Genomic DNA, 23,513 nt, shown 5'->3' on the forward strand with positions numbered 1-23,513 from the left:
GATGGAAGCCACGATAAAGATTGATCAGCGCTCTGAAAAGATGTAATTTTTTTGAAAATGATTACTTTTATTTATCACGAGGCCGCGCCATGAAGTTGCAGCAATTACAGGTATTCGTTGCCGTTGCGGAAGAGAAGAGCCTGCGTGCGACCGCACGGCGCCTTGACCTGACTCAGCCCGCAGTGACGCGCTCGGTGCAAGAGCTGGAGAGCGACCTGGGGGTGGTGCTGATGACGCGCAGCGTGCAAGGTGTGGAGTTGACCGAGTATGGCGCGTCGCTGAAAACGCGCGCCCAGCAGATACTCGAAGACATGCGGCGCGCCCGCGAGGAGATCGCGCAGATCAAGGGCGAGATGCGCGGCAAGGTCAGCATCAGTGCCACATCAACCATCGCACTGACCATCCTGCCGAAGGCACTGGAGCAGTTTCGGCAGGCCGCCCCGGAGGCCGAGCTATCGTTCCTGGAGGTCAAATTCCCGCTTGCAGCGCAGCATTTGCGGGACGGTTCCATCGATTTCGTCGTTTCGCATGTGCTACCCGACATGCTGGGCGACGACCTGATCAGCCTGCCCTTGTTCTCAACCGATTTCGTCGTGATGGCACGGGCAGGACACCCACTGTCCGGTGCGCGTCATCTGGCAGACCTGGCCGAGGCGCAATGGTCGACCACCGTTCCCTTTGGCGGCTTCCAACATAGCGTCATGGAAACGATGTTCGAGCGCGAAGGACTGCCGCTGCCCAGCCGCATCATCCCGTGCTCGTCATTCGCCATCGCGTTGGGACTGGTTTCCGGTACGGACACCCTGGTGCTGTTCTCGCGGCTGCTGGCACGGCAGATTGCCAGTTACGGGCTGCAGCAAATCCCGTTGGAAAACCCGTTGCCGGCGCTGGAGATGAGCATCATCATGCGCAAGAACATTCTTCTCACCCCGGTTGCCCAGCATTTCATGAGCTGTTTGCAGGCGGCTGCGAAAAATATTTAACTAATGAAGTGGTAGATGCCACTCGCTGAGGGCTGCGAGATAAACCTGCTTACCTGCCAATAGCTGCCGCTGCGGCGACGTGAAGTTAATGGCCGCTTCGGCCGACGCAGTCTTCAGTCTACAAACAGGTCGTCGACCAAAGTGAACAGTCTCCTCTGCCAAGGAGCGCGGCGGCTTGCTGGTTTGTTCCTACCATTTTTTGAAACCAGCAACTCAGAGAGGCAGAAGGCGATCTTGTATGACGTTCTTCATGACCAGCGTCGAGGTCAGGCGCTGCACGCTGGGTAAGGTGGAAAGCTGTTCATCGTACAGCTGCTGAAACGACGCCAGATCGCTGGTGAGCACATGCAGCAGGTAGTCCGGGTCGCCAAAAAGCCGCTGCGCCTGAATCACCTGCGGAATGGCAGTCAGTGCATCTTCAAATACCTGAACTGCTTGGTGATCGCCAGCTCGCAACGTCACAAAGACCAGTGCCGAAAAATGTAATCCCAAACGTAGGGGATCAAGGTGGGCACGGTAGCCCTGAATAGCCCCTGCCTGCTCCAAAGCACGCACCCGACGGTGACACGGGGAGACGCTAAGCCCGATGCGTTCGGCCAGGTCAGTAACCGACAGGCGCCCATCACACTGCAGTTCCGCAAGAATCTTGCGATCTAGCTTGTCCACGTAGAAAACTTTCCCAAAATTCGTGTCATTCGTAACGGTATTCGGAAGCACATTCTAGTCACCAATGGATAGTATTTCCAAAACTTGTTTACATGTTGGAAATATCTACTTTTTGCATGCTCATGCATGCAAAGAAACTACGGTGAGAGGAGAGACGAATGGAGAAGCCTATATGTCGGCAACTTTGGGCGGGCCGCGTGACAGGCATCACACATGGGCAAGGTGAGCAGGAAACGCTCGAGGAGTGTCAGCCATGCCGGTAAGCATTGTTGCCGCGTTCTGGGCGGTCTCCATCCTGTTTGTTATTACCCCAGGCGTGGATTGGGCCTATGCCATCGCGGCCGGTATGCAGGGAAGAGTCGTGGTGCCTGCGGTTGCTGGCCTGCTATTTGGTCACCTGACTGCCACCCTGGTGGTGGCCGCCGGAGTCGGGGCGCTGGTGGCAAGCATGCCGGCGATGCTCACCATCCTGACGGTTATCGGTGCCGCTTATCTGCTCTGGATTGGTATCAACATGCTACGGCATCCTGCCAACCCGAGTGCGGCAAGCATGGCCTCCACTCCGTCCTGGCGCCGTTGGGCTATCAAGGGCGCATGCGTGAGCGGCCTGAATCCCAAGGTGTTCTTGTTGTTTTTGGCGCTCCTGCCACAGTTCACCGACAAGACGGCTGCGTGGTCAATTCCAGCGCAGATTATGGCGCTTGGGTTGATACATATTTTCAGCTGCGGAGTGGTGTACTTGTGTGTCGGTTTCAGCGCTCAGACCGTCTTGCAAACACGCCCTCGCGCTGCGCGTTTAGTCAGTCGCATCTCTGGTGCTGCGATGGTCCTGATTGCCGTGCTACTGATTGCGGAGCAAGTTGTACGTTGAGTCAAGTACGAACGAATGGCTGCTACTGGCGTCAATTAACGCCACGACATGGCTAATCAGGTGGAGGCAACACCGCACCGGACAAACAAGAAGGAATACCATGGACCATCTACAAGACAGAATACCAGCTCCATCTTCGCAGCCTTTGCGACCTTGCGTTCTGTCTCTTTCTGGACCGTCACGCTACTCAAGCCGGACTCCAGCTCCCCAATCTCTAAGTCGTACACGGCAGCCATCAGCAGACCACTCCACGCAAATTTCAAATGACATAAAAAGTACGAACAGCTTCAAAGCCAGGCCTGGCAAGGCGGTGAGGTTGTTTTCGACTTTAATGTTTTGTTTTCGACTTTAATTGGCAGGAACAAGCTGTTCTGCCCGATGCCCATTACACCACTAGACCGACCGGTCTAATTGTTCTATAGTCGCAACATGACCCGAGACCGACAGCAACCCGACACCCGCGAACACATCCTGGCCACCGGCGAGGAGCTGATTCATGGCCGCAGCTTTACCGCGCTGGGGCTGACCGAACTATTGTCGGAAGCCGGCGTGCCCAAGGGCTCGTTCTACCACTACTTCAAGTCCAAGGAAGACTTTGGCGTGGCGATGCTGATGCGCTACTTCACCAGCTACCGCGAGCGAGTGGGCGGGCTGCTTACCGACCAGAGCGTGGGCAACGGCCGCGAGCGGCTGCTGTGCTACTTCCAGCAATGGCTGGACAACCACGCCCGCTGCGAGGCGCAGAGCTGCCTGGCGGTGAAGCTGGCGGCGGAGGTGTCCGACTTGTCGGAACCGATGCGGGTGGCGCTGGACGAAGGCATGCTGGCCATTGTGCAACGGTTGGCCGCATGTATCCGCGCCGGCCAGGCCGATGGCTCGATCAAGCCGCAGCTGCCGCCGGACGACACCGCTTACGCGCTGTACAGCCTGTGGTTGGGCGCGGCGCTGATGTACAAGACCCAGCACAGCCTGCAACCGTTGCAGGCGGCGATGATTCACACCCAGGGCCTGTTGCTGCCATGTAATGCAACCTGAAACCGCTGCCGTTTGCCATGCGCAGACGGTTTTTTTTGAGCCGCAAACTAGACGACCGGTCTAATTTTATTCAACACCCAGCCAGAGGACTTACCATGCAAGCCGACAAACTGCTGACTCCGCTGCACCTCGGTGCCGTGACCCTGAACAACCGCGTGCTGATGGCGCCGCTGACCCGTCTGCGCAACACCGAGCCGGGCGACGCGCCGACCGCGCTGGCGATCGACTACTACCGCCAGCGTGCCGGTGCCGGCCTGATCATCAACGAAGGCACCCACATCTCGCCAACCGCCAAGGGCTATGCCGGCGCGCCCGGCATCTACAGCGAAGAGCAGGTGCGCGCCTGGCGCGAGGTCACCGACGCGGTGCATGCCGAAGGCGGCAAGATTGCCATTCAGCTGTGGCACACTGGCCGCATCTCGCACAGCAGCCTGCAGCCGAACGGTGACGCCCCGCTGGCGCCGTCCGCCATCAAGGCCGACAGCAACACCAATATCCGCGACGAAAACGGCCAGCTGGTGCGCGCCCCGACCTCCACCCCGCGCGCGCTGGAAACCGCCGAGATTGAAGACCTGATCGAAGACTACCGCCGCGCCACCGATAACGCGCGCCGCGCCGGCTTCGACCTGGTGGAAATCCACGGTGCCCACGGCTACCTGCTGGACCAGTTCCTGTCGCCGGCGGCCAACGTGCGTACCGACCAGTACGGCGGCAGCGTCGAGAACCGCGCCCGCCTCGTGCTGGAAGTGCTGGATGCAGTGATCGCCGAATGGGATGCCGCCCACGTCGGCATCCGCCTGTCGCCGCTGGGCGTGTTCAACGGCCTGTCCGAGACCGACCAGCAGGAGATGGCGCTGTACCTGATCGGCGAGATCGCCAAGCGCAATATCGCCTTCCTGCACCTGTCGGAGCCGGACTGGGCCGGCGGTCCGAAATGGCCGGACGAGTTCCGCAAGGCCGTGCGCGCCATCTACCCGCACCCGATCGTGGCCGCCGGCGGCTACAGCGTGGACAAGGCGGAGCAGCTGATCGGCGCCGGGCTGATCGACGCAGTGGCGTTTGGCCGCCCGTTCATCGCCAACCCGGACCTGCCGGCGCGCTTCGCCCGTGGTGCCGAACTGAACCAGCCGCAGCCGGAAACCTTCTACGGTGGCGGCGCAGCAGGCTACACCGACTACCCGGCACTGGCAGGGTAAGCCATAGCAAGCAGCCGGCCTGAGCATCAACACGGTGGCGCCTACAGTGCAAGTGGGCGCCATTTTTTGTATCCGCTACGCGGATGTTGCTTGAAGTCGCCGGTTCCGCCCGGCGGACGGGGCGGGGGGCGTGCCGCCGCCCCCCCACCCCCGCTCGCCCCAATGGTCCACGAAACCCCGGCCCAAAAGGCATTCGCCAGGCGCCAGCAATTCGCCATTTGCTAACGTCAAACGGCTCAGCTGCCGTCTTAACACCTGGCGAACACCATTTTGACCGGCGCTCCCCGTAGGGCAATCTGGTGCCTCACCACGTTGGCCGCATGCTGTGTCGGCTTGACCAACAAGACGGTAGCTACGGTGGACGCTGTACGCCCCCGCCCCACCCTCCGGGCTGAAGCGACGGCTGTAAAAAGTATCCGCGCAGCAGATTCAATATCGCTTTTCTTCAAACGGCGCAGCAAGCTCTGGCGCCGCCGCCTGCCGCCTGCACTATGCTGCTGTTACAGGCCGCCCGGTCACGCCGGTTGCCGATCAGGGTTGGCCGCAGGCCGGCAAACAATTCGCGAGGAGGTGCCATGAAGCATGTGCTGTTCGTCCTGACCAGCCACGACACGCTGGGCAACACCGGCCACAAGACCGGTTTCTGGGTGGAGGAATTCGCGGCGCCCTACTACCTGCTGGCCGATGCCGGCGTGCAGATCACCCTGGCCTCGCCCAAGGGCGGCTACCCGCCGATCGACCCCAAGAGTGCCGACCCGGCGTTCAGTACCCCGGCTACCGAGCGCTTCAATGCCGATGCCGCACTGCAGGCCAAGCTGTCGCAGACACTGCCGCTGGCCGGCATTACCGCCAGCGATTTTGACGGCGTGTTCTACCCCGGCGGCCACGGCCCGCTGTGGGATCTGGCTACCGACAAGCATTCGCTGGCGCTGATCGCCGCCACCATCGGTGCCGGCAAGCCGGTGGCGGCGGTGTGCCATGCACCGGCGGTACTGATCAACGCGCAAAACGCCGATGGCAGCCCGCTGGTGGCCGGTAAGCATGTCACCGGCTTCAGCAATAGCGAGGAGGCGGCGGTGCAGCTGACTGATATCGTGCCGCTACTGGTGGAAGACGGCCTGAAAGCCCGCGGCGGGCTGTATGTGAAAGCCGACGACTGGGCATCACATGTGGTGGAAGACGGCCTGCTGATTACCGGCCAGAACCCGGCGTCGTCGGAAGCCGTGGCTCACGCACTGTTGCAACGGCTGCAAGCCTGAGGCTGCGGCCAACCTTGCCGCCAAGATCACGCCACACGGCTTGCCGTGTGGCGTTTTGCCATCTGCGCTAACGGCCGCTGCTACCGTGCACCGCCTGTTGCAGGCCATGCACCGCCACGCTCAGCTGATCCTGGAACCCGGCCTCGGCCTGCTGGCTGCTGTAGACATCCTCCAGCCCTTCGCGCACCAGTGCCAGCAGCGCTTCCTCCTGCCGCTCGGTCAACCCCAGCCCCACCATGGATTGCTCCAGCCGCATCAGCACGCCATTGAGCACCGTCAGCGCATCGGCCCGGCTCTGCCGCTGCTGCAGGTCGACATCGGCCAGCACCCGGGTCAGGGTTTCGATGGTGCCGCTGATGGCATCGCCACGGCGGCTGGCCAGGCTGGCGTTGTTGATGGCCGCCAGCCGTGCCTCGGCAGCCTCCAGCAACATGGCCAGATGGTCGCGCAGCCGGCCGCAACGATCCGGGTCGTCCACCGGCATATTGGTCACCACCAGCCGGCAATGCGGGTAGCTGATGGACATGCGGGTCTTGAACTGGGTGATGCGATCCATGGTGGCCATATGGTGCAGCACCGAGATTTCCAGTTCGCTGGCCGGGCCGCGGCCATTGAGCGCGATGCCGCTACCCCCTTGCAGCAGCAGTTCCACCACGCCATCCACCGCGAACAGCGCCAGCGACTCCTGCAGCGCCTGCGCCAGCTCGCGCGCTTCGCCGCACTGGTTGAAACGTTTCATCACCTCCAGCAGCAGCCCGGTTTCGCTCATGCTGGTCATCGCCGTCATGGCGGTGCTGGTGGCGTATTGCGCCTGCGATTTGAGCTGGCTGCGCTCTTGCTGCAGCGCCAGCACCTTGGCCACCTTGGCCTGCAGGATGCGCGGGTTCACCGGCTTGGTGACAAAGTCCTCGCCGCCCACTTCAAAGCCGCGCAGGCGATCTTCGATGCCATCCAGCGCCGACAGGAACAGCACCGGCGTGTCGCCGATGTCGAAATCGTCCTTCACTTCGCGACACAGCGCGTAGCCGTCCATCTCCGGCATCAGCACATCCACCAGCATCAGTGCCGGCGCCAGCGCCCGTGCCCGCTGCAGCCCGTCTGCCGCGCCGGCGGCGCAGTGCACCGCGTAGTGCTCGCCCAGACTGTCGGCGATGAAATCCAGCATGAAGCGGTCGTCATCCACCACCAGCACTACTGCCCTGTCGTCATCGGTCACCATGTTCGCCCCCTGTTTGCCAATCGCCGCCAGCCTGTACCGCACCGGCGTGCCTGTTGCTATCGTCCGCTGCCCGTTACCGTCTCATGCTGTTGTTGCCACTGCTGCAGCCAGTGCACAAACGCTCCCGCCGCCATCGGACGGGCAATGAAATACCCCTGCACGTCCTGGCACCCAGCGGCCACCACCAGATCCAGGTCGTCCTGGGTTTCTACCCCCTCGGCCACCAGTTTCAGTGCGAAGCGCCGCCCCAGGCTGACACTTTCTTCCAGTATGGTGCGCGCCCACGGGTCGCGGCTGGCGCCGGTGACGAAGGCGCGGTCGATCTTCAGCTCGGTAAACGGCGTACGCATCAGGTGTTCCATGGTGGAAAAGCCGGTGCCGAAGTCGTCGATCGACAAGCCGAAGCCCTTGATGCGCAGCCGGGTGAGGATGTCCAGGCACATCACATGGTCGCGCCCCAGCCGGGTTTCGGTGATCTCCAGCATGATGTCACCCGGCGCCACGCCATACTGCCGCGCCAGCTCGGCAAACTGCTCCGGCAGGTCCAGCCGCGACAGATTGTCCATCGACACATTCACTGCCAGCTGCAGGTCGATGCCCTGCTGCTGCCAGCTGTGCTGCTGCTGCAGCGCCTGGCTCAGCACCGCGAAGGTCATCTCGTCGATCAGCCCCAGCGATTCGATCATCGGCACGAACAGCCCCGGCCCCAGCAGACCCAGCTGCGGGTGGTGCCAGCGCGCCAGGCATTCGGCGCCGCTGACGCGCCAGGTGCTGGTATTCACCTTGGGCTGAAAGTACAGCTCGATGGCGCCCTGCTGCAGGCCGCGGCGCAGCTCGGCCTCGTCCAGCTGCGGCTCGCTCATATTGCGTACCGGCCGCACCGCCTGATCCGCGCCCGGCTGGTGCAGCAGCGTCTGCAGCGCATCGCGGCTGACCGGCTTGCCCAGCGCACCCTGAAAGTTGAGGCCGAAGGAGCGTGCCAGCCGCTCGGTAGCTTTCAGCACGTGGCTATCCATGCCGGACAGGATCACCACCCGCCCCGGGTAGTGCAGCTCGCCCAGCAGCCGCAGGAAGGCGATGCCGTCCATGTCCGGCATTTGCAGATCGCAGATCAGCCAGTCCGGTGTCGGCTGGCTATCCAGCTGCGCCAAGGCCGCGCGCGCGCTGGCGCAGGTGATGACATGCCCGGCCTGCAGCTCTTGCAGTTGTTGCTGCAGCAGCTCCAGCGTGAAGGCGTCGTCGTCCACCAGCATCAAGCGCGGCGCACCCTGCGGCACGTTGGCCGCAACCACGCTGACGGCCGCCGGCAGCTGCGGCAGGCTGGACAGCAGCTGCTGGCGGTGCAACTCGTCGCAAGTGGCGGCAAAGCATTGCTGCACCGCGCGCAGGCCGCGGCCAACCTCAGCGATGCCACGCTGCTGCGGCCATTTTTCCAGCTCGGCCAGCGCCTCGCCCAGCGCCATCGCGCCCACGGTGCGGGCCACCGATTTCAGGCGATGGCTTTCGCGCGCCACCGCATCGCCATCCTGCTGTTGCACCACCTTGTCCAATGCGGCCAGCCCCTCGGTCAGCCAGCCGGCAAACTTGTCGCAGTAGCGGCGCAGCTTGTCCTGCTCATCGCCCAGCATGGTGTGCAGCACGCTGCTGTCCAGCAGCAACGGCGCCGCCGGCAGCGCTGGAGGCGGTTCACTATCGTGGAGGCTGGCCGCAGCCGGTATGGCGGCGGCACTGTCGGCGACAGCCAGCACCGGGCTATGGCTGCCATCCAGCCAGTAGCTCAGCGTGTGGTATAGCGTGGCCGGCTGTACCGGCTTGCCGACAAAATCGTTCATGCCGGCATGCAGGCAGCGCTGACGGTCTTCGGTCGCCACGTTAGCGGTCATGGCGATGATGGGCAGGTGGTCAAACGCCGGCTCGCGCCGCAGTTGGCGGCTGGCCTCCACCCCGTCCAGATTGGGCATCTGCATGTCCATCAGCACGGCGTCGAAGGACTGGCGGTGCGCCAGCGCCAGCGCCTCGTTACCATCGGCGGCGATGCTGACCTTGATGCCCACCGCCTGCAGCAGCTCGGCCGCCACCTGCTGGTTGAACGGGTGATCGTCCGCCAGCAATACGCGCTTGCCGGCCAGCTGACGCCGGTAATCCTGCGCCGGGCGCGGCGCCGCCGGCGGCGGCGGTGCCTGCGGCACTGCCGGCAACGCCAGGCTGAAGCCGAATTCGCTGCCCTGCCCAGGCTGACTGCTGACCTGCAGGTTGCCCCCCATCAGCTGCACCAGCTGGTAGCTGATGGCCAGCCCCAGCCCGGTGCCGCCGTACTTGCGCGAGGTGGAACTGTCGGCCTGCTGGAATGACTGGAACAGCCGCGCCTGCACCTGCGGCGTCATGCCGATGCCGCTGTCGCAGACGCTGAAGCCGATGCGCTCATCCGCCTGTACAGTCACCCGCAGCTGCACCTGGCCGTGCTCGGTGAACTTGATGGCATTGCTCAGCAGGTTCAGCAGCACCTGGCGCAAGCGCAGCGCATCGCCACGCAGATAGCGCGGCACCTGCGGTACCAGCTCGATCGCCAGCCGCAGCCGTTTTTCCTGCGCCCGCTGCGCCACCAGGCCGCGCAATTCTTCCAGCAGCGCCTTGAGGTCGAAGTCACCGCTATCCAGCTCCAGCTTGCCGGCCTCGATCTTGGAAAAATCCAGGATGTCGTTGATCAGGCCCAGCAGGTGCTGGCCGGAGACGCTGATCTTGTCCAGGTAATCGCGCTGGCGGGCGTCCAGCCGCGTTTGCAGCGCCAGGTGCGCCATGCCCAGCACGCTGTTGAGCGGGGTGCGGATCTCGTGGCTCATATTGGCCAGGAAGCTGCTCTTGGCGCGGTTGGCGCTTTCGGCCTGTTCGCGCGCCACCTCCAGCTCGCGGGTGCGTTCCTGCACGCGGTACTCCAGCGAGGTGGCCAGTTGCAGCAGCTCCTCTTCCGCTGCCTTGCGCTCGGTGATGTCGCGCACCACCGCGGTGTAGATAGGTTGGCCGCCGTTGTCGGCGTAGGAAATGGACACCTCCACCGGAAACGGCACCCCGTCGGCACGCCTTCCCAGCAGCGGGCGCGGGCTGCGCGTGGCCATGCCGCCGGCCCGCGCGGCCTCGTCGGCAAAGCGCAGCATCAGCTGGTGATGGTGCTCGGCCCGGCCGTCCGGCAGCAGCAAGTCCAGCGGCCGGCCAATCATCTGCGTGGCCTGATAGCCGAACATGCGCTCGGCCGCCGGGTTGAACACCACGATGTTCAGCGCCGCGTCGGTGGTGATGATGCCGTCCATAGCGGTTTCGATCATGCTGGACAGCCGCAGCTGGTTGGCTTTCAGCGCCAGCTCGGTAGCCTTGCTGTGGCTGATGTCGGTCATGGTGCCGATCATGCGCAGCGGCTGGCCATGCTCATCGCGGCGAATCACCATGCCGCGCCCCAGCACCCAGATATAGCTGCCGTCCTTGTGCCGCAGGCGGTGCTCGGTCACAAACGTGCTTTCCAGCCCGGCCAGCGCCGGCTGCAGGCGGCCGTTGAGCAGCTCGACGTCGTCCGGGTGAATCCGCTCGCGCCATTGCGCTTCGCTGCAGGAAAGTTCGTCGTCGGTATAGCCCAGCATGCGCGCCAGCAGGGTGGAGCCTTCCACCTTCTGGGACGGAATATCCCAGTCCCACACGCCGTGGCCGGCCCCTTCGATGGCGAACTTCCAGCGTTCTTCCGCCTGCCGCAGCGCCTCGCTGGCCAGACGGAATTCATTGCGGCTGCGGGTGGCGCTGATCACCTGGCCATAGGTCACCAGCAGCGGCTGCAGCAGTGCCAGCAGCTGTTCGTCGTAGCCGCCGGCGCGGTTGGCAACGCCGACCAGCCCGACCAGCTGCTCGCCGTGCAGCACCGGCACCGCCATGAAGTTCTGCAGCACCGGATGGCCGACAGGTTGGCCGCCGGCGCGCGGGTCCTGGGCCGGGTTGTTGCTCAGCACCGGCTGTGCGGTTTGCAGCACCTGGCCCAGCAGGGTATCCAGCCGGCGGAATTCCATGCCGGTGTGCAGGCGGTTGGCAAACGCCGCACGCGAGGCGTCGTCCCAGCTAATGTCGGTCAGTGCGTGCAGACGCAGGAACGGCTGCCCGTCGTCGTCATGCAGCACTTCGCCCACCAGCCCGTAGGCGCTGGCGGTGAGCTGCAGCAGCTGTGCCAGTACGGTTTCGTAGGTGGTCTGCTCGTTGTGGTGCTCGATGTATTCGCCCTGGATGCGGGCCACCGCCTGCAGCTCGGCGGTGGACAGCGCCAGTTGCTGCTGTGCCTGCCGGCTGGTGGTGATGTCCTGCTGCGACACCAGCCAAACTTGGCCGTAACGCGGGTGGCGAAACAGCGAGATGCCGGTCTGCGTCCAGAAGCAGCTGCCGTCCAGCCGCCGCGCCGGCCACTCGCCCTGCCAGTGGGTCTGCTGCTGCAGCGCCAGTTGCACCTCCGGCGGCAATGCCGGCCCGTCCTCCGCCTGCAGGCACAGCAGCGGCAAGCCATTCATGCCGCCCGGCGGGTAGCCATACATCGCCAGCAGGCGCGGGTTGGCGTACAGGATGCGCTGCTCGGCGGCATCCACCAGGCACACGCCTTCGAGCATATTGTCGAGAATCTGCGCATGCAGGCGCAGGTCGGCCTCCATGCTGGACAGCCGCTGCTGCAGCGCCAGCTGGCTGCGCCACTGCGCCCGCGCGCGGATGATGCGTCCCTGTGCATCGCGCACCACGCTGATATCCAGCTCCACCGGCAGCAGGCTGCCGTCGCTGGCCAGCACCTCCAGTGCCACCGTCTTTATCTCCTGCCCGGCCAGCAGAGCCGGCAGCAGGCGCTCCTGTAGCAGCCGGCGGCTGGCCGGCGGGTGGAAGTCGAAAATCGCGCGGCCAACGAAGGCATCGCGCCGGTAGCCCAGCGTCGCCAGCAAGGTGCGATTGCAGTTGAGCACCAGCCCGCTGTACGGGTCCAGCGACAGCAACAGCTCGGGGGCGTGGTCGTAGGCATCCTGCAGCTGTTGCTGGTTGTCCAGCAGCTGCTGCCGCCGCTGGCGGTGATGGCTGATGTCGGACAGGAAGCCCTGCACGTACAACAGCTGGCCATCGGCGTCGTACACGCCGTGGCAGGCGTCGGCCACCCATTTCACGCTGCCGTCGGCCGCCACCAGCCGGTATTCCAGATTGCACGGCTGCTGCGCCTGCAGCTGCTGCCAGTATTGCTCCTGCACCGCCGCGTCCTCGGCATGCAGCAAGGCGCCCAGGCCGTAGTCCGGCCGGCCCAGCAGCGCCGCCGCCGGCAGCCCGGTCAATGCCAGGCAGCCGCCGCTGCAGTATTCCAGCGTGCGTGCACTATCGTTACGGCAGCGATACACCATATACGGCAGGTTGCTGGCGGCGACCTCGGGCAGCGGCACCGCCGGCACCACCCCGGCCAGCAGATAGCCATAGCCGTCCGCGACGCGGATCAGCACATCCTGCGGCCCGGCCGGCAGCTGCAGCCGGCAGGCGTATTCGAATGGCACCTTGTCGGCAAGCGCCTGCTGCCAGGCCGCCAGCAGCAGCGGTCGCTCCGCCGCGGCCAGGCGACACAGCCAGCCCTCCCCCTGCGCCTCGGCCGCGGACAGTGCCAACAGTTGGCAGCAGGCGGCATTGGCGTGCAACAGCCGGCCCGGCGCGGCGGCCCGGAATACGGGCAGCGGCAAGGCATCCAGCGATGCATCGTCATGGGGCGGGCTTGGCCGGGTAGCGCTCATGCGGGCAGCAGTCCTCTGCATGGAAGTGAAAGCCAGCGACAGCCGGCAGGATGGCCTGCCGTGGCTGGCTTGGCGTCTGCATACGCGACTGGCATGCAGCTTCACTCTAGGAAAATTCTCGGCGTTAGGCCAGCGAAACGCGCAAGGATGCTGCATTGCAATGTAGCGGCAGTCGCTTTGTCACCCGGCTGCCATGTAACGGCGCAACTACACCACAGTCGCCACTGGCGGCCGGCCGTTTTTGCGCATTACGCCACCTGGTGGATTGACAGCCGAGAACGGATGCTTAGAATCACACCGAAAATAAAAACAACAAATTAAGTACAAAAACAAACACAAAACAAACACAACCAACAGTAAGACGTACAGCCCAAGGAGACTTTCAATGCAAGACCAGTACATCCTGGCGTTTGACCAGGGCACTACCAGTTCTCGCGCCATCCTGTTCGACCGCGGCGGCAATATCGTGTCGTCCGCACAGAAGGAGTTCCGCCAGATCTACCCGCAGCCGGGCTGGGTAGAACACGATCCGCAGGAGATCTGGGCCGGCCAGGTCGGCGTGGCCGCCGAGACGCTGGCGCGCGCCGGCATTCCGGGCAGCCAGGTGGCGGCCATCGGCATCACCAACCAGCGCGAAACCACCGTGGTGTGGGACCGCGACACCGGCCAGCCGGTGTACAACGCCATCGTGTGGCAGGACCGCCGCACCGCGCCGTTCTGCGACGACATCCGCGCCCGCGGCCTGGCCGACAGCATCCGCGACAAGACCGGCCTGCTGGTGGATGCCTACTTCTCCGCCACCAAGGTGCGCTGGATCCTGGACAACGTGCCGGGCGCGCGCGAACGCGCCAATGCCGGCAAACTGGCATTCGGCACCATCGACAGCTGGCTGATCTGGCAGCTGACCCACGGCCAGGTGCACGTCACCGACGTGTCCAATGCCTCGCGCACCATGCTGTACAACATCCACAGCCTGCAGTGGGATGCCTCGCTGCTGGACATCTTCGGCATTCCGGCCAGCATGCTGCCGGCGGTGAAAAGCTCCAGCGAAGTGTACGGCCACACCCACGCCGCGCACCTGGGCGTGTCGGTGCCCATCGCCGGCGTGGCCGGCGACCAGCAGGCGGCGCTGTTCGGCCAGCAGTGCACCACGCCAGGCATGGTGAAGAACACCTACGGCACCGGCTGCTTCATGATGATGAATACCGGCGATACCCCGATCACCTCGCACAACCAGCTGCTGACCACCATTGCCTGGCAGGTGGGCGACAAGGTGCAGTACGCGCTGGAAGGCAGCATCTTCATCGGCGGCTCGGTAGTGAAATGGCTGCGCGACGGGTTGGGCATCATCAAGCAGTCCAGCGATGTCGGCCCGCTGGCGGCCACTGTGGACGATAGCGATGGCGTGTACCTGGTGCCGGCCTTTGCCGGGCTGGGTGCCCCGCACTGGAATTCCGACGCGCGCGGTACCATCGTCGGCATGACCCAGGGCACCGGCGCCGCGCACATCGCCCGCGCCGCGCTGGACAGCATCGCCTTCCAGACCATGGACGTGCTGGGCGCGATGCAGGCCGACTCCGGCATCACCATCGCCGAGCTGCGTGTGGACGGCGGCGCCTGCGTCAACAATGTGCTGATGCAGTTCCAGAGCGACATCCTGCGCACCCGCGTGGCACGGCCGAAGATCACCGAGACCACCGCGCTGGGCGCCGCCTACCTGGCCGGCCTCGCCGTCGGCTACTGGCAGAGCACCGACGACATCCAGGGCCAGTGGCAGCTGGACACCTGCTTTGCACCGTCGCTGCCACAGGACATGGTGGATCGCTACGTGGCCGGCTGGCAGCGCGCCACCCGCGCCGCCATCGGCTGGGCCAACGACCAGGCCTGATCCCGCGCGCGCCCCGCGACATCCCTCAATCAACGCGCCCGCCGCCGTGCCCGCACGGCCGGCGCTGGGTGGGCTTTTGCCTGCGGCCAACGTTGGCCGCAAACCCGCGCGGGCGTCAGGAGACAGTTTTATGCATGCATTGTTTGGAGAATTCATCGGTACCGCCTTGCTGGTGCTGCTGGGTAACGGCGTGGTGGCCAATGTGCTGCTGAAAGGCACCAAGGGCCACAACAGCGGCCTGATCGTGGTGGCCTTCGGCTGGGCGATGGCGGTGTTCGTCGGCGTGTTCAGCGTGGCGGCCATCAGCGGCGCCCACCTCAACCCGGCGGTGAGCGTGGCGCTGGCGGTGGCCGGCAAGTTCGCCTGGGCCGACGTGCCCGGCTACGTCGCCGCGCAGATGGCCGGCGGCATGGCCGGCGCGCTGCTGGTGTGGCTGATCTACCGCGACCATTTCGACAGCACCGACTGCGCCGACAGCAAGCTGGCCACCTTCTGCACCGGCCCGGCGATCCGCAGCCTGCCGGCCAACCTGCTGTCCGAGGTGTTGGCCACCTTCGTGCTGGTGTACGCCATCCTCAGCATGGTGGCGCCCAAGGTCTCGCTGGGGGCAATGGACGCGCTGCCGGTGGCACTGCTGGTGCTGGGCATCGGCGTGTCGCTGGGCGGCACCACCGGCTACGCCATGAGTCCGGCGCGCGATCTGGCGCCGCGCATCATGCACGCGCTGCTGCCGATTCGCGGCAAGCGCGACAGCGACTGGCGCTATGCCTGGATTCCGGTGTTCGGTTCGCTGCTGGGCGGCAGCCTGGCGGCGGTGGCACACGGCATCGCCTGAGCGGCGACTGACCGCGATTGCTTTCTCTCCCTTGAGGGCGCCTGGTGCGCCCTGTTTTTTTGCCATCAATACAACATTATTCGAACATTAATTTTCGTTTTATGTTGTTTTGTCGTTTGAATTTGCTTATCTTCTATCATCAGATTATCGACGGCGCTACCCGCCGGCCAGACAGCAAAGGACCCTCCGTGGAAAGTTATGACCTGCTCGTGATCGGTGGCGGCATCAACGGCGCCGGCATCGCCCGCGACGCCGCCGGCCGCGGCCTGAAAGTATTGCTGTGCGAAAAGGACGACCTGGCCGCACACACCTCGTCCGCCAGCACCAAGCTGATTCACGGCGGCTTGCGCTATCTGGAGTACTACGAGTTCTCGCTGGTGAAAAAGGCGCTGCAGGAGCGCGAAGTGCTGCTGGACGCCGCGCCGCACATCATGTGGCCGCTGCGCTTCGTGATGCCGCACGACGCCGAACAGCGCCCGGCGTGGCTGATCCGCTGCGGGCTGTTCCTGTACGACCACCTGGCACGGCGCCGCCGCCTGGCCGGCAGCCAGCGCATCCGCTTCGACCGCCACCCGGCCGGTGCCCCGCTGAAAAGCCGCTACCACCAGGGTTTTGTCTATTCCGACGGCTGGGTCAACGATGCGCGGCTGGTGGTGCTCAACGCCATGGATGCCGCCCAGCGCGGCGCCACGGTGCTGACCCGCACCGCCTGTGTCGCCGCCCGCCGTAACGGCGACGGCTGGATCTGCACGCTGCAGGATGCACGCGGCCAACGTGAGGTACGCGCCCGCGCGCTGGTGAATGCCGCCGGGCCGTGGGTGCAGCAGCTGCTGGGCGGGGTGATCCACGCGCCAGCCAGCAAGGCCATCCGCCTGGTGAAGGGCAGCCACATCATCGTGAACAAGCTGTTCGAGCACCCGTTTGCCTACATCTTCCAGAACCCGGACAAGCGCATCATCTTCGCCATCCCCTACGAGCAGGAGTTCACCCTGATCGGCACCACCGACGTGGATTTCCATGGCGACGCCAACCAGGTGGCGATCGACGGCGACGAGATCGCCTATCTGTGCGCGATGAGCAACCGCTATTTCGAGCGCCAGATCGGCCCGGCCGACGTGGTGGCCACCTACTCCGGTGTGCGTCCGCTGCTGGACGACGAGCATGGCGATGCCAGCGGCGTCACCCGCGACTACGCGCTGGAGCTGGACAGCGACGGCGCGCCGCTGCTGTCGGTGTTCGGCGGCAAGATCACCACCTACCGCAAGCTGGCGGAACAAGTGGTGGACCAGCTGGCGCCGCTGCTGGGCAATATGCGGCCAAGCTGGACCGCCGGCAGCACGCTGCCGGGCGGCGATCTGCCGGATGGCGACTTCGACACCTTCCTGCGCCAGCTGAACACCAGCAAGCCATGGCTGCCGGCCACGTTGGCCGCCCGCCTGGCGCGCGCCTATGGCAGCCGCGTGTTCATGCTGCTGGGCAGTGCCGGCAGCCTGGCGGAGCTGGGCCACGAAGTGCAGCCCGGCCTGTACGAGGCGGAACTGCGTTATCTGGTAGCAGAAGAATGGGCCACCACGGCAGAAGACATCCTGTGGCGGCGCAGCAAGCTGCGCCTGCACCTGCCGGCCGGCGCCGACGCCGCGGTGGCGGCCTGGCTGGCAACGTACCAGCGCCAGGCGGCCGACGCCGGCCTGCTGCGCACCGGCTAAGGCTGGCAGCTGGCCGGCTGCAGCTGGTAGCGGCGCACCAGCCGCGCCATGTCGCCGCTGCGGCACAATTGCTGCAAGGCGGCGGCAAAACGCGCCGCATCGGCGGCATCCACCCGCTGGCGCGACAGCCCGAACGAATACAGCAGCTCGCGCACCGGCGGCAGCAGACGCACGCCGCCAATCTGCTGGTGGCTGATCAGCCACTGCGCCGCGCCCTCGTTCACCAGCACCAGGCCGTTGCGACCATAGCGACCGGCGGCCAACTTGCGCAGCGCCACCAGATTGTCGGTTTCCTCGCTGGCCTGATACGTCAGCCCGCTGCCCAGTTCGCGCAGCGCCTGTTCGGTGGCCGACGGGCCATACACGCCGATGGTGCGGCCGGCGATATCCGCCACCGAACGCCACGGCGTCGGGCTGCTGGCCTGCTCGGCAAAGGCGTAGCGCGCGCGGATCACCGGCGGGCTGATATGAAAGTAATGCCGGCGCTGCGCCATGTTCACCACGGTGAAAATCCCGTCCACCCGGCCATCCTCCGCCAGCTGCAGCGCCCGCCGCCACGGCAGCACCTCGATGCGGCACGGCAGCGCCAGCTTGCCGCACACCGCGCGCAGCACATCCGCCATCGGCCCGGCCGCCTGGTCGCTGGCATAGCTGTAGGGCGGGAATGACTCGGTAACAAAATGGTAGCCGGCGGGGGCCGCCAGGGCGGGGCTGGCCAGCAGCAGCAGCCAGCTAGAACGGAAAATCATGCGCGCTACTCGTCATTGGCATACGCCATGGTATGCCAGCATCCGCCGGCTTGCCAAAGCCGATGTCATGGCGTGGCCAGCAGTCGGGCGACCCGCGCCTGCAACGCTGGCAGCACTGCGGCCTGAAACCACGGGTGCTGACTGCGCCAGCGCTGGTTGCGCGGGCTGGGATGCGGCAGCGCCAGCACGCCAGCCGCCAGCGTGGCCTGCCAATCCGCCACTGCCGCCGTCACCGTGGAGTACTGCGGCAGGTGCCAGGCCAGCGCGTACTGCCCCAGCACCAGCGTCAACTGCCGCTGCGGCAGCTGCGCCAGCAAGGCGCTCCGCCATTGCGGCGCGCATTCCGGCCGCGGAGGCAGGTCGCCGGATTTGCTGCTGCCGGGGTAGCACAGCCCCATCGGCAGAATCGCGATCTGCTGCGGGTCGTAGAAACAGGCGCGGTCCACTCCCAGCCACTGCCGCAGGCGCTCGCCGCTGGCATCGTCGAACGGCACGCCGCGCTCGTGTGCCTTGCGCCCCGGCGCCTGGCCGACAAGCAGGATGCGCGCGCCGGGCGCCAGCTGCAGCAAGGGGCGCGGCCCCAGCGGCAGGTTGGCCGCACACAGCCGGCAGGCGCGCACCTCGGCCAGCAGTTGCGCGCAGGCAGTCATCGGCGGCGTCCTGGCCGGGAGTCGTTAAGGATGGGCAGCACAGGCATGGCGGCTCGGCGTCCGTGGGGTAGCAATGGCGGAGGGGATGAATGGAATGATAGTGCAGGGCTGGCACAAGTGCGCCGTTGTCTAGCCGCGCCGCCGCAGGCCATGGCACGCAGCCGGCCGCCGTGGTCGCGGCATGGGCATGACCGCCGGCTGGCGGGCAGGCTTACGCCGCCACCACCAGCCGCGTGTTGCCCTTCTCTAGCACTTCCTGCAGCTGGGCGCTGACCGGGCTGTCGGTAAACAGCGCATCCACCTGCGACAGATGGCCCAGCTCCACCATCGCCGGGCGCTCGAACTTGGAATGATCCGCCACCAGCCACACCTGGCGTGATTGCTGCAGGATGGCCTGGCTGGTCAGCACCTCGCGGTAGTCGTAATCGCGCAGCGTGCCGTCGTGCTCGATGCTGGAAATGCCGATGATGCCGTAGTCGACCTTGAACTGGCGGATGAACTGCACCGTGGCCTCGCCGGTCAGGCCGCGGTCGCGCTTGCGCAGGCTACCGCCGGCCACCAGCACCTCGCAGTCCGGGTAATCGCACATCAGGTTGGCGATGTGGAAGTTGTTGGTAATCACCCGCAGGCCGCGGTGCTGCGACAGCGCGCGCGCTACCTCCTCGGTGGTGGTGCCGAGGTTGATGAACAGCGAGGCGTTGTCCGGGATTTCCGCCGCCACCGCGCGGGCGATGCGGCGTTTCTCCTCCGCCATCAGCACCTGGCGCGCGTCGTAGGCCACGTTCTCCACGCTGGACAGCACGCTGGCGCCACCGTGGTAGCGCTGCAGCAGCTGGTTTTCCGCCAGCAGGGTGATATCGCGGCGGATGGTCTGGGTGGTGACCTGGAACTGCGCGGCCAACCGGTCCACCGACACATAGCCCTCGCGGTTTACCCAGGCAAGCAGGTCTTTCTGGCGTTGATTGAGGATCAGCATGCGGCGGCACGGTGAAAATGATGACCGGGCATTGTAACCGAGGCCACAAGGTTGGCCGCAAGCCGCGTGCATCGCACAGCCGGCTTGCCGCCGCGCGGCAAACGCCGATAATGCCGGCATTCATTTTTCGCCCTGCCCGCGCCATGACCAAGCTGCCCCGCATCGTTTTCATCGTCCACGGCCGCCACAACCCGCAAGGGCTGGCCGAAGCGCAGCTGGCGCCACTGCGCGGCAGCTTCGACATCGACGTGCTGCTGACCAGCTCTGCCGACAGCGCCACCCGCTTTGCTCGCGAGGCGGCACTGTCCGGCGCGCACTGGGTGATTGCCGTCGGCGGCGACGGCACCGTGCACGAGGTGGTCAACGGCCTGATGAGCGTGCCGGCGGCGCGGCGCGACAACGTGGTGCTGGGCGTGCTGCCCACCGGCACCGGCAACGACTTTGCCCGCAGCCTGAAAAGCGGCGACAGCCTGTCACGGCTGCTGGCGATGATCGCCGCCGGGCGCGTGCACGCGCTGGACCTGATCCGCGTCACCCTGGCCGATGGCAACGTGCGCTGGTGCAACAATATCGGCTCCATCGGCATCAGCAGCGACATCGTACGCCGGGTGAAGCGCCTGCCGTCCCGGCTGCCGGCCAGCCTGGCGTTCTACAGTGCGGTCAGCAGCGCGCTGCTGGCATGGCAGCCGCAGCCGATGCGGCTGATGCTGGATGGCGAGCCGATCACCGGCCGCTTCACCTGCGTATCCGCCGCCAACGGCCGCTACTTCGGCAGCGGGCTGGGCATCGCGCCGGACGCGCGCTGCAACGACGGCCTGCTGGACGTGGTGCTGATCGGCAATGCCGGCAGCCTGGACTTTCTCCGCCTGCTGCCGCAGCTGCGCCGCGCCCAGCGGCTGGACGACCCGCGCATCCGCTACCTGCGCGGCCGCTCGCTGACGGTGGACGGTGATGCCCGTCGCTGTCCGCTGGAGCTGGACGGCGAGCTGTATGGCGCCACCCCGGTGCGCTTCGACATCGAACCGGCGGCGCTGAACTGCCTGGCCGGCTGGTAAGCCAGCCGGCAACGTTGGCCGCCACCGGCACGCCGCGCAAAAAAGCCAGTCAACTCAAGGCGATAGTGCGCTAAAATACCCGGTTCGCCGCGCCGGGTGAGACCGATCCCGTGCGCCACGCCATCCATTCGACTGTTTTTCGACGGAACCATGCACAACAACACCCGTAAAGCCCTGGTTGTCCTTTCTGGCGGCCAGGACTCCACCACTTGCCTGTACTGGGCGCTGCGCGAATTCGGCGCGGCCAACGTAGAGGCCGTGACCTTCGACTACGGCCAGCGCCACCGCGTGGAGCTGGACGCCGCGCGCCAGGTGGCCGCCATGGCCGGCGTGCGCCAGACCGTACTGCCGATCGACACCTTCGCCGCCATCGGCGGCAATGCGCTGACCGACGACAGCATCACGCCGGAAGCCGGCGCCCGCGCCGATGACGACAGCGCGCTGCCCAACACCTTCGTGCCGGGCCGCAACCTGGTGTTCCTCAGCTTTGCCGCCGCCTTTGCCTACACCCGCGGCATCGAGCACGTGGTCACCGGCGTAGCGCAGACGGATTATTCCGGCTACCCGGACTGCCGCGAGAACACGCTGAAGGCGCTGGAGCTGGCGCTGCGGCTGGGCATGGACAGCCGCGTCACCCTGCACACGCCGCTGATGTTCATGAGCAAGGCGGAGACCGTACAGCTGGCGCAGGACGTCGGCGCCATGGCCGCCATGGCCTACAGCCACACCTGCTACAACGGCGAAGTGCCGCCGTGCGGCCATTGCGCCGCCTGCGAACTGCGCGCCAAGGGCTTTGCCGAGGCCGGGGTGGCCGATCCGCTGCTCGTACGTACCCGCGGAGCCTGAACATGAACAGTCACAACCAACTGGCCGCCGCCGGTTTCGAAGCCGCGCGCACGCTGCCGGGCATCGGCGAACACGGCCACAGCTTCCGCGTGCTGGCACGCGCCAATGCGGTCCCTGGCCAACTGACACTGGGCGCCGAGCTGCAACACGCCGCCGCCGCGCTCAACTACTGCCATCTGAACCACAAGCTGGAGTACTGCGGCGATCTGGCACTGGCGCAGCATCTGGCCGCGCAGTGCAGCCTGCCGGTAGACCTGCATCTGGCCAGCGCGCCGGATCGCGGCGTGCTGCTGGGTGAAAACGGCGACGCCTATGTGTATCTGGACACCCGCTTCGAAGCGGCACACCAGCTGCCACACGTGCCGCCGGGGCACAAGTGCGGCCGCCTGCACGGCCACGGCTTTGGCGTGCGCATCGTCGCCGCCGCCGACAAGGCCAGCGTTAACGACATCCTGCTCAAGGCCTGGCCGCCGCTGTTCGCGCGCCTCAACCACCGCTACCTCAACGACATCCCCGGCCTGGAAAACCCCACCAGCGAAGTGATGGCCGCCTGGCTGTACCAGCAGCTGCAGCCGGCGCTGGCCGGCCTGGCCTGGGTGGAGGTACGCGAAACCCACACCGCCGGCAGCCAGTACGACGGCGAGACCTTCCGCATCTGGAAGGAACAGCACTTCGAAAGCGCGGTGCCGTTCGACGGCGAAGGCCACTACACCGGCCACAGCTACCTGATCCGCCTGGTGCTGCAGGGCAAGCTGGACGCGGTAATGGGCTGGGTGCTGGATTTCGGCGACGTGAAGGAACGCTTCAAGCCGATCTACCGCCAGCTGGACCATAACCCGCTGGACCAGCTACCGGGCATTCAGGGCAGCGACAGCGCCAGCGTGGTGGAGTGGGTGCACGGCCAGCTCAAGGGCCGGGTACCGGAGCTGGCACGCATCGACCTGATGAGCACGCCGCAGCATGGCGTATCGCTGAGCTGGCACGGCGACATGCGCTGGCCGCTGCTGTTCGGCCAGTAAGGGGCGCGCCATGTATACCGTGAAAGAAATTTTCTACACCCTGCAGGGCGAAGGCCGTCAGGCCGGCCGCGCCGCAGTGTTCTGCCGTTTCAGCGGCTGCAATCTGTGGTCCGGCCGCGAGGAAGACCGCAGCAAGGCCATCTGCCAGTTCTGCGATACCGATTTTGTCGGCACCGGCGACGACGGCGGCAAGTTCCCCACCGCCGCCGAGCTGGCCGCGCGCATTGCCGCCACATGGCAGGGCGAAGGCGGCCAACCCTATGTGGTGTTCACCGGCGGCGAGCCGCTGCTGCAGCTGGATGCCGCGCTGGTGGACGCCATGCACGCGGTGGGCTTCGAAGTGGCGGTGGAAACCAACGGCAGCCTGCCGGCCCCGGCCGGCATCGACTGGATCTGCGTCAGCCCCAAGGCCGGCGCCGATTGGGTACAGCGCAGCGGCAACGAGCTGAAACTGGTGTTCCCGCAGCCTACGCTGCTGCCGTCCGAACTGCCGGCCGATCTGGCGTTCGAGCACCTGTACCTGCAACCGATGGACAGCCCGCTGCAGCGCCAGAACACCCGCGAGGCGATTGCCTGGTGCATGGCGCACCCGGCGTGGCGGCTGTCGGTGCAGACGCACAAGGTGGTGAACATCCGCTGAGGCGCTCGCCACCTCAGGTACAAGGCCGCCCGCAGGGCGGCCTTGTCGTTTGCGGGGAGAAGCGGCAAACCGCAGCGAAGCCGTTGCAAGATGCCAGCCATGACCCCGGGCAGGTGCCGTTGCCCAGCAGAAACGGTGCCAACGTT

Annotated in this window: 18 protein-coding genes; 12 read left to right on the forward strand and 6 right to left on the reverse strand. The window is 65.7% G+C overall.

Features of this window, described 5'->3' with window-relative positions; genetic code table 11:
• Positions 1 to 89: 89 nt before the first annotated feature.
• Positions 90 to 983: a LysR family transcriptional regulator gene (locus ABNW52_RS14930; RefSeq protein ID WP_349589440.1), complete on the forward strand. Its 894-nt coding sequence runs from the start codon at positions 90 to 92 to the stop codon at positions 981 to 983.
• Positions 984 to 1,196: 213 nt separating this feature from the next.
• Here the strand turns inward: ABNW52_RS14930 and ABNW52_RS14935 are convergent, their stop codons facing one another.
• Positions 1,197 to 1,649, reverse strand: a complete 453-nt coding sequence (locus tag ABNW52_RS14935; protein ID WP_349589443.1) for an Lrp/AsnC family transcriptional regulator — start codon at positions 1,647 to 1,649, stop codon at positions 1,197 to 1,199.
• 253 nt (positions 1,650 to 1,902) lie between these two features.
• On the opposite strand from ABNW52_RS14935, the gene ABNW52_RS14940 reads away from it, so the two are divergent.
• From ABNW52_RS14940 to ABNW52_RS14955, 4 genes are all read left to right on the forward strand, one after another.
• Entirely contained in the window at positions 1,903 to 2,520 is a 618-nt protein-coding gene (locus tag ABNW52_RS14940) for a LysE family translocator (RefSeq protein ID WP_349589446.1), read from the forward strand.
• A gap of 429 nt (positions 2,521 to 2,949) precedes the next feature.
• Positions 2,950 to 3,555: a TetR/AcrR family transcriptional regulator gene (locus ABNW52_RS14945; RefSeq protein WP_349589449.1), complete on the forward strand. Its 606-nt coding sequence runs from the start codon at positions 2,950 to 2,952 to the stop codon at positions 3,553 to 3,555.
• 95 nt (positions 3,556 to 3,650) lie between these two features.
• Positions 3,651 to 4,751, forward strand: a complete 1,101-nt coding sequence (gene nemA, locus ABNW52_RS14950; RefSeq protein WP_349589452.1) for an N-ethylmaleimide reductase — start codon at positions 3,651 to 3,653, stop codon at positions 4,749 to 4,751.
• A gap of 575 nt (positions 4,752 to 5,326) precedes the next feature.
• The gene (locus ABNW52_RS14955; RefSeq protein ID WP_349589455.1) at positions 5,327 to 6,010 is read left to right on the forward strand and encodes a type 1 glutamine amidotransferase domain-containing protein; all 684 of its coding nucleotides are present in this window, start codon (positions 5,327 to 5,329) and stop codon (positions 6,008 to 6,010) included.
• A 67-nt stretch (positions 6,011 to 6,077) separates the two neighbouring features.
• Here ABNW52_RS14955 and ABNW52_RS14960 read toward each other — a convergent pair whose 3' ends face one another.
• Together ABNW52_RS14960 and ABNW52_RS14965 are read right to left on the reverse strand one after the other, a co-directional pair.
• On the reverse strand, positions 6,078 to 7,229 hold the full coding sequence (locus ABNW52_RS14960; RefSeq protein WP_349589458.1) for a response regulator: 1,152 nt from the start codon (positions 7,227 to 7,229) through the stop codon (positions 6,078 to 6,080).
• 56 nt (positions 7,230 to 7,285) lie between these two features.
• Positions 7,286 to 13,003: a PAS domain S-box protein gene (locus tag ABNW52_RS14965; RefSeq protein WP_349589461.1), complete on the reverse strand. Its 5,718-nt coding sequence runs from the start codon at positions 13,001 to 13,003 to the stop codon at positions 7,286 to 7,288.
• Between the two features lie 385 nt (positions 13,004 to 13,388).
• Here ABNW52_RS14965 and glpK point away from each other — a divergent pair, with 385 nt between their 5' ends.
• From glpK to glpD, 3 genes are all read left to right on the forward strand, one after another.
• Positions 13,389 to 14,891: a glycerol kinase GlpK gene (gene glpK / locus ABNW52_RS14970; protein ID WP_349589463.1), complete on the forward strand. Its 1,503-nt coding sequence runs from the start codon at positions 13,389 to 13,391 to the stop codon at positions 14,889 to 14,891.
• A 130-nt stretch (positions 14,892 to 15,021) separates the two neighbouring features.
• Positions 15,022 to 15,726: an MIP/aquaporin family protein gene (locus ABNW52_RS14975; RefSeq protein WP_349589466.1), complete on the forward strand. Its 705-nt coding sequence runs from the start codon at positions 15,022 to 15,024 to the stop codon at positions 15,724 to 15,726.
• 188 nt (positions 15,727 to 15,914) lie between these two features.
• On the forward strand, positions 15,915 to 17,432 hold the full coding sequence (glpD, locus tag ABNW52_RS14980; RefSeq protein ID WP_349589468.1) for a glycerol-3-phosphate dehydrogenase: 1,518 nt from the start codon (positions 15,915 to 15,917) through the stop codon (positions 17,430 to 17,432).
• Here glpD and ABNW52_RS14985 read toward each other — a convergent pair.
• From ABNW52_RS14985 to ABNW52_RS14995, 3 genes are all read right to left on the reverse strand, one after another.
• On the reverse strand, positions 17,429 to 18,181 hold the full coding sequence (locus tag ABNW52_RS14985; RefSeq protein WP_349589470.1) for a substrate-binding periplasmic protein: 753 nt from the start codon (positions 18,179 to 18,181) through the stop codon (positions 17,429 to 17,431). The two genes, glpD and ABNW52_RS14985, sit on opposite strands and share 4 nt — an antisense overlap.
• 65 nt (positions 18,182 to 18,246) lie before the next feature.
• Positions 18,247 to 18,831 carry a uracil-DNA glycosylase family protein gene (locus tag ABNW52_RS14990; RefSeq protein WP_349589473.1) on the reverse strand — a complete coding sequence of 195 codons (585 nt, stop codon included), beginning with the start codon at positions 18,829 to 18,831 and terminating at the stop codon, positions 18,247 to 18,249.
• 211 nt (positions 18,832 to 19,042) lie between these two features.
• Entirely contained in the window at positions 19,043 to 19,807 is a 765-nt protein-coding gene (locus tag ABNW52_RS14995) for a DeoR/GlpR family DNA-binding transcription regulator (RefSeq protein WP_465270728.1), read from the reverse strand.
• Positions 19,808 to 19,950: 143 nt separating this feature from the next.
• Between ABNW52_RS14995 and ABNW52_RS15000 the strand changes: the two genes are divergently transcribed.
• From ABNW52_RS15000 to queE, 4 genes are all read left to right on the forward strand, one after another.
• Positions 19,951 to 20,862, forward strand: coding sequence for a diacylglycerol/lipid kinase family protein (locus ABNW52_RS15000; protein WP_349589475.1), 912 nt, complete (start codon positions 19,951 to 19,953; stop codon positions 20,860 to 20,862).
• Positions 20,863 to 21,012: 150 nt separating this feature from the next.
• Positions 21,013 to 21,708: a 7-cyano-7-deazaguanine synthase QueC gene (gene queC, locus ABNW52_RS15005; RefSeq protein WP_349589478.1), complete on the forward strand. Its 696-nt coding sequence runs from the start codon at positions 21,013 to 21,015 to the stop codon at positions 21,706 to 21,708.
• Between the two features lie 2 nt (positions 21,709 to 21,710).
• Positions 21,711 to 22,727 carry a 6-pyruvoyl trahydropterin synthase family protein gene (locus ABNW52_RS18625; protein ID WP_465270729.1) on the forward strand — a complete coding sequence of 339 codons (1,017 nt, stop codon included), beginning with the start codon at positions 21,711 to 21,713 and terminating at the stop codon, positions 22,725 to 22,727.
• Positions 22,728 to 22,737: 10 nt separating this feature from the next.
• The gene (gene queE / locus ABNW52_RS15020) at positions 22,738 to 23,367 is read left to right on the forward strand and encodes a 7-carboxy-7-deazaguanine synthase (protein WP_349589480.1); all 630 of its coding nucleotides are present in this window, start codon (positions 22,738 to 22,740) and stop codon (positions 23,365 to 23,367) included.
• Positions 23,368 to 23,513: the final 146 nt, after the last annotated feature.

It is taken from the genome of Vogesella oryzagri (genome assembly GCF_040148885.1).
Classification (GTDB): Bacteria; Pseudomonadota; Gammaproteobacteria; order Burkholderiales; family Chromobacteriaceae; genus Vogesella; species Vogesella oryzagri.

What these genes read in the sequence shown, in the direction of transcription:
- ABNW52_RS14985 (WP_349589470.1), bottom strand. Translation starts at nt 18,181, where the DNA reads ATGATTTTCCGTTCTAGCTGGCTGCTGCTGCTGGCCAGCCCCGCCCTG.
- ABNW52_RS14990 (WP_349589473.1), bottom strand. Translation starts at nt 18,831, where the DNA reads ATGACTGCCTGCGCGCAACTGCTGGCCGAGGTGCGCGCCTGCCGGCTG.
- ABNW52_RS14965 (WP_349589461.1), bottom strand. Translation starts at nt 13,003, where the DNA reads ATGAGCGCTACCCGGCCAAGCCCGCCCCATGACGATGCATCGCTGGAT.
- glpK (WP_349589463.1), top strand. Translation starts at nt 13,389, where the DNA reads ATGCAAGACCAGTACATCCTGGCGTTTGACCAGGGCACTACCAGTTCT.
- queC (WP_349589478.1), top strand. Translation starts at nt 21,013, where the DNA reads ATGCACAACAACACCCGTAAAGCCCTGGTTGTCCTTTCTGGCGGCCAG.
- nemA (WP_349589452.1), top strand. Translation starts at nt 3,651, where the DNA reads ATGCAAGCCGACAAACTGCTGACTCCGCTGCACCTCGGTGCCGTGACC.
- ABNW52_RS14995 (WP_465270728.1), bottom strand. Translation starts at nt 19,807, where the DNA reads ATGCTGATCCTCAATCAACGCCAGAAAGACCTGCTTGCCTGGGTAAAC.
- ABNW52_RS15000 (WP_349589475.1), top strand. Translation starts at nt 19,951, where the DNA reads ATGACCAAGCTGCCCCGCATCGTTTTCATCGTCCACGGCCGCCACAAC.
- ABNW52_RS14940 (WP_349589446.1), top strand. Translation starts at nt 1,903, where the DNA reads ATGCCGGTAAGCATTGTTGCCGCGTTCTGGGCGGTCTCCATCCTGTTT.
- queE (WP_349589480.1), top strand. Translation starts at nt 22,738, where the DNA reads ATGTATACCGTGAAAGAAATTTTCTACACCCTGCAGGGCGAAGGCCGT.
- ABNW52_RS14945 (WP_349589449.1), top strand. Translation starts at nt 2,950, where the DNA reads ATGACCCGAGACCGACAGCAACCCGACACCCGCGAACACATCCTGGCC.
- ABNW52_RS14955 (WP_349589455.1), top strand. Translation starts at nt 5,327, where the DNA reads ATGAAGCATGTGCTGTTCGTCCTGACCAGCCACGACACGCTGGGCAAC.
- ABNW52_RS14960 (WP_349589458.1), bottom strand. Translation starts at nt 7,229, where the DNA reads ATGGTGACCGATGACGACAGGGCAGTAGTGCTGGTGGTGGATGACGAC.
- ABNW52_RS14930 (WP_349589440.1), top strand. Translation starts at nt 90, where the DNA reads ATGAAGTTGCAGCAATTACAGGTATTCGTTGCCGTTGCGGAAGAGAAG.
- ABNW52_RS14975 (WP_349589466.1), top strand. Translation starts at nt 15,022, where the DNA reads ATGCATGCATTGTTTGGAGAATTCATCGGTACCGCCTTGCTGGTGCTG.
- ABNW52_RS18625 (WP_465270729.1), top strand. Translation starts at nt 21,711, where the DNA reads ATGAACAGTCACAACCAACTGGCCGCCGCCGGTTTCGAAGCCGCGCGC.